General features: G+C 43.6%; 10 protein-coding genes. All 10 read right to left on the reverse strand.

What is annotated here, in order from left to right; translation table 11 throughout:
- Positions 1 to 100: 100 nt before the first annotated feature.
- A complete protein-coding gene (locus tag PDT38_RS09850; RefSeq protein WP_270800947.1) occupies positions 101 to 316 on the reverse strand; it encodes an MbtH family protein in 216 nt (71 codons plus the stop codon).
- On the reverse strand, positions 313 to 7,455 hold the full coding sequence (locus tag PDT38_RS09855; RefSeq protein ID WP_270800949.1) for an amino acid adenylation domain-containing protein: 7,143 nt from the start codon (positions 7,453 to 7,455) through the stop codon (positions 313 to 315). Before PDT38_RS09855 ends, PDT38_RS09850 begins: the two co-directional genes overlap by 4 nt.
- Before the next feature lie 14 nt (positions 7,456 to 7,469).
- A complete protein-coding gene (locus tag PDT38_RS09860) occupies positions 7,470 to 8,384 on the reverse strand; it encodes an isochorismatase family protein (RefSeq protein WP_270800951.1) in 915 nt (304 codons plus the stop codon).
- Positions 8,385 to 8,412: 28 nt separating this feature from the next.
- Positions 8,413 to 10,038 carry a (2,3-dihydroxybenzoyl)adenylate synthase gene (locus PDT38_RS09865; protein WP_270800954.1) on the reverse strand — a complete coding sequence of 542 codons (1,626 nt, stop codon included), beginning with the start codon at positions 10,036 to 10,038 and terminating at the stop codon, positions 8,413 to 8,415.
- 26 nt (positions 10,039 to 10,064) lie between these two features.
- Positions 10,065 to 11,258, reverse strand: coding sequence for an isochorismate synthase DhbC (dhbC, locus tag PDT38_RS09870; protein ID WP_270801724.1), 1,194 nt, complete (start codon positions 11,256 to 11,258; stop codon positions 10,065 to 10,067).
- 20 nt (positions 11,259 to 11,278) lie between these two features.
- Entirely contained in the window at positions 11,279 to 12,049 is a 771-nt protein-coding gene (locus tag PDT38_RS09875; RefSeq protein WP_270800957.1) for a 2,3-dihydro-2,3-dihydroxybenzoate dehydrogenase, read from the reverse strand.
- 208 nt (positions 12,050 to 12,257) lie between these two features.
- On the reverse strand, positions 12,258 to 13,115 hold the full coding sequence (locus PDT38_RS09880) for an alpha/beta hydrolase (RefSeq protein WP_270800960.1): 858 nt from the start codon (positions 13,113 to 13,115) through the stop codon (positions 12,258 to 12,260).
- Positions 13,116 to 13,136: 21 nt separating this feature from the next.
- Positions 13,137 to 14,144, reverse strand: a complete 1,008-nt coding sequence (locus PDT38_RS09885) for a FecCD family ABC transporter permease (RefSeq protein WP_270801726.1) — start codon at positions 14,142 to 14,144, stop codon at positions 13,137 to 13,139.
- A gap of 4 nt (positions 14,145 to 14,148) precedes the next feature.
- Complete coding sequence (locus tag PDT38_RS09890; protein ID WP_270800963.1) at positions 14,149 to 15,153, reverse strand: FecCD family ABC transporter permease; 1,005 nt, start codon at positions 15,151 to 15,153, stop codon at positions 14,149 to 14,151.
- A gap of 20 nt (positions 15,154 to 15,173) precedes the next feature.
- A complete protein-coding gene (locus tag PDT38_RS09895; RefSeq protein ID WP_270800965.1) occupies positions 15,174 to 16,127 on the reverse strand; it encodes an iron-hydroxamate ABC transporter substrate-binding protein in 954 nt (317 codons plus the stop codon).
- Between the last annotated feature and the right edge of the window lie 10 nt (positions 16,128 to 16,137).

Here is a 16,137-nt window from a genome sequence, read left to right on the forward strand (position 1 = left end):
CAGCCCCCTGTAAACAATTTTTTCAGATTGTTCAATGGCAAAAAACCGCAAATGATATGTCAGTCATTGCTAATCTCGATTTTATGAACGGCTGATCGCCTCATGATTTTTCTTGAACAACAGTTTTTAAACTGTTCGGCTGAAGATCGGTCCAATGTGAGCGGATATAGTCAAGGCAATCACTGCGGCTCATTTCCTCACAGACTACGATCCAACCCGATGGTACATCAATAAAGGCTGGCCAAAGCGAGTACTGACCATCTTGGTTCTTCAGCACGACAAAAGTTCCGTCTTGGGTTTCAAAAGGATTTGTCATCTTTGATATCTCCTTTCATTTAGAACAGCCAATTTTTTCGCTAGCTCACGTCCAATAATGGCAAGCGGCCCCGGCTGGCACAAGTCTTTATGCCGACAATCGATGGGGTACTCCTCGATCTTCCCATTCAAATAAGGAAGCCATGCTTCAGACTCAATCGGATCAAACCATTCCGGTATAATAGTTGACCGGAAGAAAAGGAGATCACCATTAAATGATTGAGGCTTGTAAGTACTCAAAATACGGACCGAATTCACATAGGTTTCTTTCAGATTTAAAATGGTTGATTCATTAAGACTAGCAAGTGCGCTACCATCTCGGCGCAATATATCAATTGCGCTGGAGAGTTCGAGCGGCGCTCCATCAAGACTATCAGGGTCATAACCTCCCAAGGCTAAAAGAGCAATAAGAGCTTCCTGCTCATCAGGAGCATCTTTGATCGGAAGAAAATGATTTGGATAAGCATCTAGCATGACAAGAAGCGAAACTTCTTCACCTTGATTTTGTAACTGAGTTGCCATTGCATGAACCACATTCCCTCCGAGAGACCACCCTAGCAGGCGATAAGGCCCTGTTGGCTGAACCTGACGAATCTGGTTGATATAATCCTCAGCCATCTCATCTAGTGTTTTCGGTAGTTTTTCCTGTTTTCCGATTCCGCGGGCTTGCAAACCATAAAGAGGATACTCTGTTCCGAGAGATGTCATCAATCCCGCATAACACCAGCTTAATCCTCCCGCAGGGTGAACACAAAACAATGGCAATTGATCACCACTTGTTCGAAGAGGGAGCAAAACATCGAGTGCACTGTGACTGCTTCCTACTTCAAGTCGTTCGGTAAGACCGCTGACTGTTGGTGCTTCTAACAAATCACCAATCCCTAGCTCAACCCCGAGTGATTCACGAATACGGCTCATCAGTTGAACAGCGAGTAGAGAATGTCCACCAAGCTCGAAGAATCCATCATCAATCCCGACTCTAGGCAAATTCAAGACGTCTGAAAAAAGTTCACATAACATTTCTTCCTGCGGTGTTCTAGGACCGCGTCCTTTTAAAGTCACAGTCAAGTCCGGTGCAGGCAACGCTTGTTTGTCAAGCTTTCCATTTGGGGTGAGTGGCAGTTTGTCAATCTTCACAAAAGCTGATGGCACCATGTATTCAGGTAGAGTTCGGGCCGCATCATTACGCAATTCAGCGAAATCAAGTTCTGTTGTTTCTGAGACAGGAACGATATAAGCCACAAGGCGTTGATCTCCTGGTTGATCTTCACGAACAACAACAGCGGTCTGAGCAATTTGATGATGGTGGACAAGTACTGCTTCAATTTCGCCTAATTCAATTCGGAATCCACGGATTTTAATTTGCTGATCAGCTCGTCCCATATAGTCAAGAGAACCATCTGAACGCCAACGGGCTAAATCTCCAGTACGATACATCCTCGTACCGGACGGTCCGAATGGATCAGCGACAAACCGGTCAGCTGTCAAATCAGGTTTCCCTAGATAACCACGTGCAAGTCCGTCCCCTGATACATATAATTCACCAGTGACTCCAGGCGGTACTGGTTTAAGATAACGATCTAGCACATAGATTCGAAGATCTGGGATTCCGTAACCAATCAGACTGTTCGCTTTCAAAGATGTCTTCTTCTGATCAAGAGCAACGTAAGTGACATGCACCGTCGTCTCTGTAATTCCGTACATATTAATTAATAGCGGATGGTTTTCAGGATGACGCTGATACCAATCTTCCAATCGGCTCAACTCAAGCGCTTCTCCTCCAAAAATCACAAACCGCAGTGAAAGCTTTCGGCCAAGCTCTGGATTGTCACGATCAGCTTGCATCAACTGATAAAAAGCTGATGGTGTTTGATTCAGAACTGTGACGCCTTCGCGAATGATCAATCTTAAAAACTCAACAGGAGAGCGGCTGATCTCATGTGGAACGATAACAAGCCGGCCGCCGTGAAGTAGCGGTCCCCATATTTCCCAAACTGAAAAATCAAATGCATAAGAATGAAACAGTGTCCAAACATCTTCCGAACTGAAGTGGAACCAGTCATTTGTCCCTTTAAACAGCCGAACAACGTTATGATGCGGGATGATGACTCCTTTCGGATGCCCTGTTGACCCAGAAGTATAAATCACATATGCGGGATGCAGCGGTGACAAAGGTGCAATACGGTCAACATGACTCGGATTATCGCTAGAGTACTTTTTCAGTTCTTTTTTAATCTCTGAATCATCAAGTATAATCTTTTCAACAGCACCTGCATCCAGAAGGCTTGAAACCTCAGAGTTTGTCATGATGCAGACTGGCTCCGCATCTTTCAGCATATAAGCTATCCGCTCAGCTGGATAATTCGGATCAAGCGGTACATATGCTGCGCCTGTTTTAAGTACAGCCAACAAACAGACAACCATATCCACTGATCTTGGCATAGCCAAAGCCACGAATTGTTCGGGACCGATTCCTTTATGAATCAGCCAATGGGCAAGCCGATTGGCCCGATTATTCAGTTCATCATAGCTAAAAGATGTATCCTCAAATATAACAGCTGTTGCTTCAGGGCACTTCTCAACCTGCTCTTCAAATAATGCTGGCAAACAAGTTTCAGGTGCTTTTTGAAGCGTGTTGTTTCCCTGATGAAGCAGCATTTGTCTTTCCTCTGGCATAAGAATATCAAGATGTTCAATTGGCTGATCGGGATCAGTTGCAGCCGATTTTAGCAGTCTCAAAAATCGCTCAACAAGTACCAGAGCAGTCTCACGTTTAAATAGGTCTGTACTATATTCCAAGAAACCATTAATACCAGAACCTGTTCCATTTGCAAGACGATGTTCACGAAGTTCGAATGTTAAATCAAACTTTGCCGTCCCAACACTTTTCATCTCGAGATCTGCTTGAAGACCAGGTAGATTTAACGTTGGCTCGGGTGTATTTTGAAATGCTAACATGATTTGAAATAGCGGGTGTCTGGCCCTTGATCGAGTAGGGTTAAGAACTTCAACAAGCCGCTCAAAAGGAAGATCTTGATGTTCATATGCAGCAAGATTCACATGTCTAACCCGACTGAGAAGCTCGCGAAAACTTGGATTACCAGACGTGTCCGTTCGGAGCACTAACGTATTGACAAATAAGCCAATCAGATCACCGAGCGAATCATGACTTCTCCCTGCAATTGGGCTACCAATCGGAATATCACAACCCGCTCCGAGCCGAGTAAGTAGCGTTACTAAACCCGATTGCAATACCATAAATAAACTCACTCCCTGATCACGGGCCAAGTCTAGCAATTGGTTGTGTAACTGTGAATCTACGTTAATCTGAATTGTATCACCACAATAACTTGATTCTGCAGGACGCGGGAAATCGGTCGGCAATTCAAGCTGATCAGGCAGATCAGCAAGTGTTTTCGTCCAGTAGTCCATCTGTCTTTCAAGATAACTCTCATGATGAAGCAAGTCTTCCTGCCAAAACGCATAATCAGCATACTGGACAGGAAGCGGCTGCCAATCTGGTTCCTTGCCATGACAGCGAGCTTCATATGCATTTTGCAAATCACGAGTCAACGGTGTCAAAGACCAGCCATCACTGATCATATGGTGCAAAAGCAGTAATAAAACATATTGATTGGCTTCAAGCTGAAACAGTTGAACGCAAAACGGCGTTTCTTCCGCAAGGTTAAAACTGTACCTGACAGCTGCATCAAGCATTTCAGGCAGATCAGTCTTGTTCACTTGGGATACGATTAGTTTTGGACGTGCACTACCAATGTTCAATATATGTTGGTATGATGTCCCTTGTGTCTCAGGAAAGACCGTTCTAAGTGATTCATGCCTTACCGTTAAATCATAAAGTGCAGCTTCAAGTGCTTCACGATTCAGTTGACCAGACAAATGGATAACAACTGGAATATTGTACGTTGGACTAGGCCCTTCCAAACAATGCAAAAACCAGAGACGGCGCTGAGCAAAAGATAGCGGGATCTTTTGTTGACGCTCGACTTTTCGTAAAGCCGGTTTAGTACCTCCTCCATGATCAAGTTGTTTAGCTAGTTTTTCCGGTGTTGGTTGATCAAATAATCGACCGATTCCTAGTTCGGTTCCTAATACTTCACGAATTCTGCTGACGAGTCGACCGGCAAGCAAGGAGTGTCCACCAAGCTCAAAAAAGTTATCATCAATGCTAACATGGGAAACTCCAAGAATGTCAGCAAACAAACCACATAAAATGTCCTCTTGGGGTGTTCGCGGCTCTCGACCACCTGTTCGTCCGAAAAACTCCGGTTCTGGAAGGGCTTGACGGTCAAGCTTTCCATTAGGAGTTAGCGGAAACTCAGAGAGAGTGACAACTGCTGATGGTACCATATAATCAGGCAATGTTTCCTTCGCATAACTGCGTAGTTCAGCCGAGTCAATTGTTGCCTCTGAAATAGGAATGACATATGCCACCAAACGAGGATCACCTCGTTGATCTTCACGGACTAAGACAGCTGCTTGTTTAATGTCGTTATGTTTGGCAAGGACTACCTCAATTTCACCAATTTCAATGCGAAAACCCCGTATTTTAATTTGATGGTCTGTCCGGCTAATATAGTTCAGTGAACCATCAGATCGCCATTTGACAAGGTCACCGGTTCGATACATACGAGACCCTGGTGGACCGAATGGATTGGCGATAAAACGTTCAGCAGTCAACTCTTGTCGACCTAAATAACCGTGTGCTACCCCGGCTCCCGCTATATAGAGCTCTCCGATCGTTCCCGGTGATACAGGCTGTAGGCAAGCATCTAGAACATATACTTGTGTGTTCCAAAGTGGCTGGCCAATTGAGGGAGATTCTACCTCGGTATTTTCCAGAGTAGCTGCTGTCGACCAAATCGTTGTTTCAGTTGGACCATAGAGATTTGTCATCTGACAGCCAAGGTTTTGTAATTTGAACACAAGTTCTCGAGGAAGCGCCTCACCACCGACAAGCACCCTTAACCCTCGGAGCTTTTCAGGTTCGGTTGACACTAGTGACTGCCATAGGGTCGGTGTTGCTTGCATGATTGTGATCTCATGCTCTGTTATCATGTTTGCCAAAGCTGATGGATCTTGAATTGTTTCTTTCAGGGCGATGACAACATGAGCTCCGCTAATAAGCGGTAGAAAAATTTCTAAGGCAGAGATATCAAAAGCGACTGTTGTAACCGCCAATAACCGATCATGATGATGCAAAGGAAACCGTTTTTTCATCGATAACAAAAAATTCTTTAAGCTTTCAAATGATATGACAACACCTTTAGGCCTACCAGTCGAACCAGAAGTGTAGATCATATATGCTGGATGAAGTGATGTGACCGGCTCTTTCCAATCTTTTTCGGTTAAATTGGCAGAGGAATACAGTCCAAGTTCATTGATGACATCTTCTTCATCTATGACAACGACATTCAGACTTTGAGAAAATTCCACTTCTTTTGTCTTACTCGTCATGACTAACATAGGTTGCGCATCATGAAGCATATAATCAATCCGCTCTCTCGGATAATCCGGATCTATTGGTAAATAGGCTGCTCCTGATTTAAGAACAGCAAGCATCGAAATGACCATCTCTTGTGACCGCGGCAGGACTAAAGCTACGAACTTTCCAGGACCTGCTCCTTTGGCAAGCAACAAGCGGGCCAGTCGGTTTGCTTGCTCGTTCAATTTGGAATAAGTAAGAACATCGTTTTCAAATACGACAGCTACAGCATCAGGTGTTCGCGCTGCCTGATCTTGAAACACTGTAGGTAAACTGACTGGGGGTAAAGGGTGATGCGTCTGATTCCACTCAACTAGAACTTGCCGACGTTCCTCAGGAAGCAACATTTCAATTTTCCCAATGGGTACTTCGGCAATTGTTTTTAAAATACTGTGGAAACGGTGCAAATGTTTCTCAAGGTCTTGTTCACTGTATACATCAGGGTTTGCATCAAGATTTATTGTGAAAGAGCTCCCCCCCGGTTTTCCATAAATGTTCATTGATAGATCATCTACAGGTCCTGCCGCAAGATTGTGGACTTTCCCGACATAACCGGCAAAGTTCAAGCTGTGATCAAACGGCATAATATTAATCTGAGGGCCAAACAGTCTGTGATTTTCACCAATCAATTTGAGATCTCGCCGCAGCTCCTCATGTCGATAATGTTGGTGGCGCCGCATCTGAAGAATTTCTCGTGAGACCTGTTGAACAAGTTGATGAATCTCCATCTCAGGGGTAACTGCTAAACGAAGTGGCAGGACATTCATCACCATTCCAGGAACATTCAGTGAAGCAGATCCTAAACGGCACATCATCGGTAATCCAAGCACTACATCACGCGCGCCCGTTAGACGATGGACATACACCGCAGCGGCAGCAATCACAAGTTCATGCCAACTAGCACCGATCTTAGCCGCCATTGACATAAGGTGTTCTGTGCTGTTCAGAGACAAAGACTGACGAATAAAGCGGTTAGACGTTCTTGGTGCCCTGTCAGCAAGGCTGACCACTTCCGGTTGATCCCGAAAGCGGTCAAGCCAAAATTGGCGATCTTGCTCATATTGATCTGAGGCTCGATAAGCGGTATCTGCCTCAAGAATCGAGTCAAGTGAGCCAAATGCACCCTCTTCAACAGGGAGTTGATGAACCAAAGCTGTATAAACTTTTGACAATCGCTCAGCGATAAGTGTAAAACTAAAGCCATCTGTTGCAATATGATGAATTCGCTGGTACCAGAAATAAACATCAGGAGCCACTTTAAATAAGGCTTCAGTAAAGAGCGGTCCTTGTGTTAAATCAATCGGTTTTGCTAAATCGGACTTCATCCATGCTTCAGCTGCCTTCTGCGGCTCAGATTCTGAACTAACATCTATCAGATGCAACGGAAAATCTTTAGATAAATCGATCACCTGCCAGGGACCATCTCCATCTTCGCCAAAACGTGCATGCAAACTGTCAGCTGCTACAATGACATGACGCAGTGCTGTCTCAAAAAGCTGCGGGTCGATAGAGCCATGGATTTCGACATATTCACCAGTATTATAAATTGGATTAGCAGGATCAAGCTGTTGAGCAAACCAAATACCAGCCTGTGCTCCAGTCAATCGCTTACCGTTATTTGGACATTTCGTCATGACCATGACCTCCTTTACTGATAGTCTGTGTTGGGTAAAGGCATTGTTGGAGTAGCTGACAGCAGTCTCCACCAGTTGTCAATTGTCGGCTCCTGGGCAAGCTCAACAAAAGTGACTTCAGCTCCAGCATGACGCCAGCGTTCAATCAAGCTCATCATTCTAACTGAATCAAGCCCTCGATCAATTAAGTTTTCGTTATCGCTAATACTTGCCGGTGATTCAAGAAGTAGCTTAGCAATTTGTTCACGAATGGTTTGTTTAGTGAGCACTTGCGTCTGATGAGAAGCTTGTCCATTCCTTAATTCTTCGAGCAGATTTGCGGTAGTGATGGTGAATGCGCATCGTTCAGCAGCATAGTGAATGGCCGTTTTATGATATGAAGCTGAGAAATCTGCCATCGCATCTGCTACGAAAAAGGTCTCTATATCCTGCATAAATGCATCACATGCTGTCAATAAACAGCCGATATGTGCGTAAACACCTGAGACAATCAGTTGGTCACACCCGTGTATTTGCAGGACATCTAAGAGGTTCGTTTTTTTAAAAGCATTATATCTCCACTTTGTCAAAACAATGTCATTTTCATTTGGTTTCAGTTCTTCAACGATCTTTTGCTGATTGGGGTCTGTACCGATTCCCTCCCCCCAAAAATCTTGCAGAAGTCCTCGTTCTTCAGGTGTCTGTCCGCCGGGCTGAGCAGTATATATGACAGGTATACCAAGTTCTCTACATTGATCCTTTAACTGTGTGATATTTGCGAGCAGTTCTTTTACTGGTGAATCGTCTAATCTGTAAGCGCTGAGAAAGTATTGTTGCATATCATGGATAAGAAGTGCGGTACGCTTTGGATGCGGTGTCCATGAAACCTTATTTTTCGGCAAATCTGAAGCTTTTGGCATTTGGTAAGGTGTGATGGCAGGAATGGCCATCAAATCACATCCTTTCGTTCTGTTTTCATTACATTTTTGTTTTCTGAGCCGTTTTCAACTTTTCAGCAATGACTTTTCGCAATGCTTTTTTGCTCACTTTTCCCACACCTGTCTGTGGAAATGAATCGATCAATTCAACTCTGTCAGGAATTTTATAAGTGGCAAGCCCTCTGTCCCTTAGAAACGTTTTAATCTCAAGCGTGGTCAGTGCCGCGTCGCGCGGGATAATGTATGCACATGAGCGTTCTCCAAGGAATTCATCTGGCATAGAAACGACTGCAGCATCATGGACTGCAGGATGGGCAAGCAGATGATTTTCTACTTCTTCTGCAGCTACCTTTTCCCCGCCTCTGTTAATTTGATCTTTTGCGCGACCCTCGACAATCACATGACCTGATGGAGTCATCCTGACCAAATCGCCGGTTCGGTAAAACCCATCTTTGGTAAAAGCTTTTGCATTATGTTCCTCAGCTTTATAATAACCGCGAATTGTATAAGGACCGCGAGTCAACAGTTCTCCGGTTTGTCCTAGTGCCACTTCAGATCCGTTTTCATCAACGACGATGATTTCATCAAATGGTGACATTGGTCTTCCTTGTGTATGGATGATGATTTCTTCTGAGTCATCAAGCCTCGTATAGTTGACCAAGCCTTCTGCCATACCATATACTTGCTGTAATGTGCAACCTAACACTGGTTTGACACGTCTAGCAGCTTCAGCATTGAATTTTGCCCCACCAACCTGAAGTACTTTAAGGCTTGAAAGATCATCACGACGTGCTTGTGCAGCATCAAGCCAAATTAAAGCAAGAGGTGGCACAAGAGCTGTGATCGTCACCTGCTCCTTCGCGATGAGAGAAAAAGTCTCATCAGGACTTCCACCCTGAGCTAGAACGACTCTACCTCCTGCATACAAAGTGCCAAGTACACCAGGTGAGCTAAGTGGATAGTTATGAGCAATTGGTAAAGCGGCAAGATATACACTATCTTGATCAAGTTGACAAATTTCCGCACTGATTCGCAAACTATAGATATAATCATCATGAGTTCTTGGGATCAGCTTGGAGAGCCCAGTGCTTCCGCCTGATAATTGAAGAAAAGCAACATCAGCAGGACTCACATCTGGATAGCGAACAGGATCGTCATACAGCGAAGGAAGTGGTTGAAATTCTTCTGAATCACCTGTGACAATCACGTGCCGTAATTCGGGCAATTTCTGACAAACATCCCTTGCCAGATGACGGTAATCAAATCCCGCGTATTGATCTGGAATGATGTAAGCAACCGCTTCAGTAAATTCACAAAAGTAGCTGATCTCATTTTGCCGGTGTGATGGCAGAGCAAATACCGGGAGAGCACCGATTCGAAACAAAGCGAAACACACTTCGAAAAACTCAGGAATGTTCGGTAGCTGTACAACAACTCGGTCTGCTTTTTTAATTCCTAATTTTAATAATCCTGCTGCAAGAAGATCAACTTTCATATCTAACTCCTTGTAGCTCATCTGCGTTTCTCCGCATGTAATTGCGATATGACTGCCATATTGTTGAGCCCGTTCTCTGAGCATGCCACCAAATGTCTCACCACGCCAACACTCCATCTTCCGATACTTCTCAGCAAACTCTTTCGGCCATGTCGGACATTTCGTCAGCATCTTTTCATCTCCTTTTCACCTTAACTTTAGTCATTCTCTTCAAGACCCATCGCGAGAAGCATGGTCCGAAATTTGGCTGATGTTTCAGCAAGTTCCTCTTCAGGACTTGATCCGGCAACAATACCTGCTCCTGCAAACAGGCGAAGTGAGCGTTCTTCAGCCTCAGCACATCGCAATGTCACAATCCATTCCCCATCCCCCTCGGTATCGCACCATCCAACGATTCCTGTGTAAAACCCACGATCAAACGGTTCAATTTTCTCAATAGCCGTTTTGGCTAGATCTGTCGGCGTGCCACAAACAGCTGGGGTTGGATGCAACGCTAGAGCTAATTCAAGCGACGATATAGATGGATCTATCAGTTCCCCAGTCACCTCTGTAGAAAGGTGCCACATCGTCTCAGTGTTGATCACCGATGGTGTCGACGGTACGTTCAAAGTTTTGCAAAAAGGTTTGAGCGCAGCAGATACTGCCTCAACCACAACTGCATGTTCATGAAGATCTTTTTCTGAAGACAGCAATTCCTCTGCACGTCGCCTATCTTCGGTCATATCATGACTTCGGGGTCTAGATCCTGCCAAAGGGTTTGCTAAAACTTTAATTCCTGACCTTGAAACCAACAGCTCAGGGCTAGCACCTATTAAGGTTCGTCTCTTCGTTGTCCGTGAATTATGTTCAGACACATCTACCGCAAAGGTATACCCGCTTGGATTATGCTGTGCAAGTTTGTACAACAACTGACCAATATCGACTTTTTCTGATGAGTCCAACTGTAATGACCTTGACAGCACGATCTTGTTTAATTCACCGGCGCCTATTCTGGCCAAGCCTTGTTCAACACAGCGCATATACTCCTCAGGTTCAGGAACAGGAACAACTCCCCAGACCATCGAGCTGTCCATTTCCTCCCCTCCCTGATCAGCCTGAAGTGGATCTGTCTGCCACACCTCTGTTGGTACTGTCAGTTTGATCGATCTTGACCCATCAAATGGTACTGCACCGACAAGAATAGGATGTTGAAGTCCAGACATCTCTGCATCTTTAAGGATTGTCGCAGCACGTTGCGGCAAATTGGATGTGTTCGTTTCAGAAATGGCTGCAAATGTACCTTTCGTAAGAATTGTTCGTTTTGGCGAAGATAAGAAAAATGAAGCATCATCCTGATATTCACGAAGAAGTTGTAGCGCTGGCACTTCTGTAACAATGTGATGATCCATAATGAAACCCTCCTTAAAATGAATTAGCTTCCTAAAGTAGCCCCTCCATCAACACGCAAATCATGCATTGTAATATGGCTTGCCTGGTCTGACAGCAAAAATAAAACAGCGTTCGCGATATCTTCAGGAACAGCTATTTTCCCAAGTGGAATTCCAGTCTTATATGTTTCAAGAGATCCAGTGATCACATCTTCAGCCCCATCATGATGAGCGAAAAGCGAGCGTAACATAGGGGTATCCGTTGAACCTGGTGACACGATATTACAACGAATATTGTACTCGGCAAGCTCAAGTCCAAGACACTTCGTAAACATCAATGCTGCTGCCTTTGAAGCGGCATATGCAGCCATATACATTCGCGGGACCACCGCCGCATTCGAACCAACTGTTACAATTGATCCAGACCTACGGGACATCATATAGGCAGAAACAGAGCGAGACACATAAAAAACCCCAGATGTATTCACACTAAATGTTTGCTCCCAATCTTCATCACTAAAAGATGTGATCAATCCTGTTCGAAGCACACCGGCGACATTAACCAACATCTCTATCGGACCGATCTCTCGTTCGATACGCTCTACAATCTCACCAACAGCAGTGCTATCACCTACATCTACATAAAAACTCGTCATTTGCAAAGCCTTATTCCCAAGATCTGACACTAGTTTTTGAAGCTGTTCTCTATTTTGGTCTACCGCTACAACAAACACACCGCGGTCTGTTAGTGATCGAACAATAGCTTCACCAATGCCTTGTCCAGCGCCTGTCACTAAAGCAATCTTGTCTTTCATCTTGCACCATGTCCTTTCGATGTACTAGTTTTCAAGAGTACACCCCCCGCAATTGAGAATGATTATCATTACTGTTCAAAAATATAATATACCAATAAATGCTAACGGTCAAATCATTTTCGATTTTTTCCGTCATCTTTCGGTATATTTTCTTTACTCTCTGTATAATTAGATGAAACATGGGCGCAAAACAGCGCCCTGCTTCAGATCAGTTGCGACTGACGGGATTTAATGCAAACCGCAGCGCTCTGCTGATTAACACTGGCAAAACCGTGATATGACCTTCTCCTTTAAATTCGGTAAATTCTGCTCGAACACCAAAGTTTTCAAGTGCTGATAAGCGTTTAGCCAAAGTTTTAGCATTATCATTCATCCGGCATTGATGGGTTTTCTCTAATTCTCCTGCTCCAAGCAGGACATCCACCTTAAGATTCGTTTTTTGTAAACGTGATATAAAATCAGCTTCATTAGCAAAAAATGACCTGTTCCAATGAATCGATGGACTTCCGGCAATATATGTTTGAAATAAACCGGGGTTCCTATACAAAGCTTGCAAGACAAACAGTCCACCGAGAGAATGACCAAAAATGGTCTGTCTATTTTTATCAATTTTAAATTCACGTTCAATTTGCGGTTTTAAGTCGTTTTCAATGAACGACAGAAATGTTTCTGCTCCGCCCGACGCAGGCCAGTCTCTTCCATCAGGTCTTGGGGGCAACTCATCTTTAGGCACCGGAAGCGTAAAGTCATAAATACGTCTTTGATCGAATGGTGCATCTGTCTGATAGCCAATCCCAACGATCAGAGCTGGGATGACTCCTGTTTTCTCTGGCCGGCGCGCCTGCATCCGCACCGCCTCAACCATTGTTCCAAATACTGAGTTGCCATCAAGCAAATAGATGACAGGATATCCCGTTGGTGGCGGCTCTTCACTAGGTTTTGCTATAAAAATACGGTAATTACGGTTCCCCTCTCGCGAACGTATCAGGCGCTGTTGAGCCCCGGGAATTGTCACAGGCGAACAATCAGCCACGCCCATACTCTGAAGATGTTGATCATGAACCATTTACTTTCTCCCCTTTTTATCCTAATGAACCGCCTTTTTTTGTTTGAAAAGCAAGTATAAGAAGTAAGGTACACCGAAAATTGCAAGAATAATCCCAGCTGGTACCTCTGTTGGTTGAAACAACAATTTTCCTGCCAAATCAGCCAACAGGACAAGAAACATCCCAATCAGTCCACTTAATGGCAATGAATAGCGATGCAAGACTCCTGCCAACCTTCGGGAAATATGTGGTGCAATTAAACCGACAAACCCCATGCTTCCCGATATGGAGACACAGGCGCTAATAATTCCGACACAGGCGCAAAGCAGGACCAATTTTTCGAGATTAGATGATACACCCAAACTTTTGACAATATCCTCATCAAAGCGGATTGTATCAAGCACATGACTTTTTGCAATCAAAAATGGGATAAATAACAGAAACCAAGGCAAAGCAGCCTGAATATATGTCCAATTAGCCGCTGACATACTCCCATTTCGCCACAACATAGCCATTTCAAAATCGTTAGGATTCATTTTTAATGATAAGTACAATGAAATAGCACTAAAACCCGAATTAATCGCGATTCCTACTAAAATAATTCTGCCGCTATCAAACCCTCCACCATGCCAAGCAAACATCAAAATGAAAATAGCTGCCAAAAGCCCTCCTATTAATCCGAAAAAAGGCATACCCATTGCCGATAGAAGGCTTTGTGAATCCATTTGGCCTTTAAACATTAACAAATAGCCGACAATCGCTGCACCTGCTCCCGCATTAATACCCAGTATCCCGGGATCAGCCAAGCCATTTCTTGTGATCGCTTGTATGACAGCGCCGGCAACTCCCAATCCGAGCCCGACAAGGCCAGCTGTAACAATGCGTGGCAGTCTTAATTCAAACAATAAAATACTATTCTGTTCATTTGGATTGATTTGAAAAAGGGTAGAAAGCAGATCTAATGGATGTACTGAGAAAACACCCATTGTTATACTAAAATAACAAACCAGTAAAATCAGTGCAATGAAAACGATGTAAATCATTGCTATTTTTTTAGGCATGTTGTTCCCCTCCTTTTCTCTTAATCAAGTAAAGGAAGAAAGGAACACCGATGATGGAGGTAACCACTTCAATTGGTGTTTCAAATGGATAATTGATAAATCGACTAGCAAGATCACTCATTGTTAAAAAGACACCACCAATGATGCAAGAACAAGGAATCAACCGGCTATAGTCAGAGCCAACGAGAAAGCGCGTTATATGTGGCACAACCAAACCAACGAAGGCAATTTTTCCCGCTATAGCGACTGAACTGCCTGTCAATATCACAACTGATACCATCGCAATGAATTTAACGGCTTTTTTCTGTTGCCCAAGACTTTTTGAAATATCGTCACCCAATGAAAGAGCTGTCACTCTTTTGCTAAGGGAAAGCGCCAGAATGATGCCGATCATGAAAAAAGGAATAGCAAACTTCAAAAGGTCCGAATTAATTTGATGAAGTCTTGCGCTATACCAAAAACTTAGATCTTGTGAAACTTGAAAATAGATGGACATAGCCGCTGACACACTGCTGAGCAACATGCTTGTCACCGTTCCAATAATCGCTAGCTGAACAGGTGTAAAACCGTTTGGAATCACCGATGCCAGCCCAAAAACGAGAAGTGCTCCGACGGCAGAACCGATAAAGGAGTACACTATCATTTCAAGCGATGTCGATTGCGGAAGTACAATCATCAAAAGTGTGATGATAAACGCTGAACCGTCAGAAACGCCCATAATCGATGGAGATGCCAAGTAATTTCGAGTTATTCCCTGCATAAGCGCTCCGGACACGGCCAGCGCCGCTCCAATCAAGAGAGCGCCAACAGCCCGCGGAAGCCGGGAATACCAAATAATTTGATGATCGGTATTCCCTTTATCAAAGTCCAGAAATGCTGAAACAATGACATCTGTATCAAGTTGCTTTGCTCCATAGCATATAGAGAGAAAAACGGACAATATCACCAAAAATGGAGCGGAAATGATGATCATCTGTGTCATTCGCTTTGAACGCATAATGAAAAACCTTTTCTATTTTAGTTTTTTACCAATTTTTCTGACGCCGCTTTTAGAAATTCAATTTTACTCCACGCTGTACCTCCCTGAGCAAGCGGATCTACAGCATTAACGAACACGTGATTCTTTTGAACAGCTGAGATGTTTTTCCAAATTGGATTTTTCTCTAAATCTTTAAGCGCATTTGGCTTGTCTGCATTTTCATTGTCGGCAAACTGAACAAACATATAGTCAGGATTGATTTCACTTAATTTTTCAATCGAGATCAGTTCTTGAGTTTTTGCTTCTTTCACTTCAGCAGGCGCAGCAAATCCTAATTCACCGTATAGTGTTGAATTGAAAAAGACATCTTTCGGATAAATAAACACATTTCCTTTTCTGATTCTAACAACGATTGCTTTCTTATTCTTTGCTGTTTTCGCTAATTTCATTTTTGCTTCTTTAAGATCACTTTCATAATCTGAAATAATCTGTTTTGCTTTGTCCTCTTTTCCTGTTAATTCAGCCAACAGGTTCAAATTATCTTTCCAGTTGGATGAAATATGGGAAACAGGAATTGTCTTTCCTGTTTGCTCGAGCTTTTTAACCATTTTCTCTGGGAATTTTGTCGATGCTATAATAACATCAGGGTTTAGTTCAAGAATTTTCTCAATGTTCGGTGCTATTTTTTCACCAACTGGTTCTGCCTGGTCTGTTATACTTTCAAACAATGGTGGGAACTTTCCTGAGAAAGACATTGCACCAACTGGATGAACGTCTAGAAGCTTAGCGTCTTCCATTGATTCAACGCTCCCAGTAATGACAATTTTTTGGGTTGGAACCTTTACCTTATATGTATGACCAAGATATGTAATATCTTTCTCTGTAGAATCAGAACCTTTTGTCTCACTGCTTACCTTTTCTTTTTTGTCTCCGCAAGCTGCAGCGGTTAAGGCAAGAAGCAAGACCAATAAAAATATAGAAAGTTTTCTCACAAATGTGACC

The organism is Bacillus changyiensis (genome assembly GCF_027706145.1).
GTDB classification, from domain to species: Bacteria; Bacillota; Bacilli; order Bacillales; family Bacillaceae; genus Bacillus; species Bacillus changyiensis.

Bases quoted from the DNA above. Each gene is read 5' to 3' on its own strand.
- PDT38_RS09875 (WP_270800957.1), bottom strand. From the start codon at position 12,049: ATGAAAGACAAGATTGCTTTAGTGACAGGCGCTGGACAAGGCATTGGT.
- PDT38_RS09860 (WP_270800951.1), bottom strand. From the start codon at position 8,384: ATGGCCATTCCTGCCATCACACCTTACCAAATGCCAAAAGCTTCAGAT.
- PDT38_RS09865 (WP_270800954.1), bottom strand. From the start codon at position 10,038: ATGCTGACGAAATGTCCGACATGGCCGAAAGAGTTTGCTGAGAAGTAT.
- PDT38_RS09880 (WP_270800960.1), bottom strand. From the start codon at position 13,115: ATGGTTCATGATCAACATCTTCAGAGTATGGGCGTGGCTGATTGTTCG.
- PDT38_RS09850 (WP_270800947.1), bottom strand. From the start codon at position 316: ATGACAAATCCTTTTGAAACCCAAGACGGAACTTTTGTCGTGCTGAAG.
- PDT38_RS09855 (WP_270800949.1), bottom strand. From the start codon at position 7,455: ATGACGAAATGTCCAAATAACGGTAAGCGATTGACTGGAGCACAGGCT.
- PDT38_RS09890 (WP_270800963.1), bottom strand. From the start codon at position 15,153: ATGCGTTCAAAGCGAATGACACAGATGATCATCATTTCCGCTCCATTT.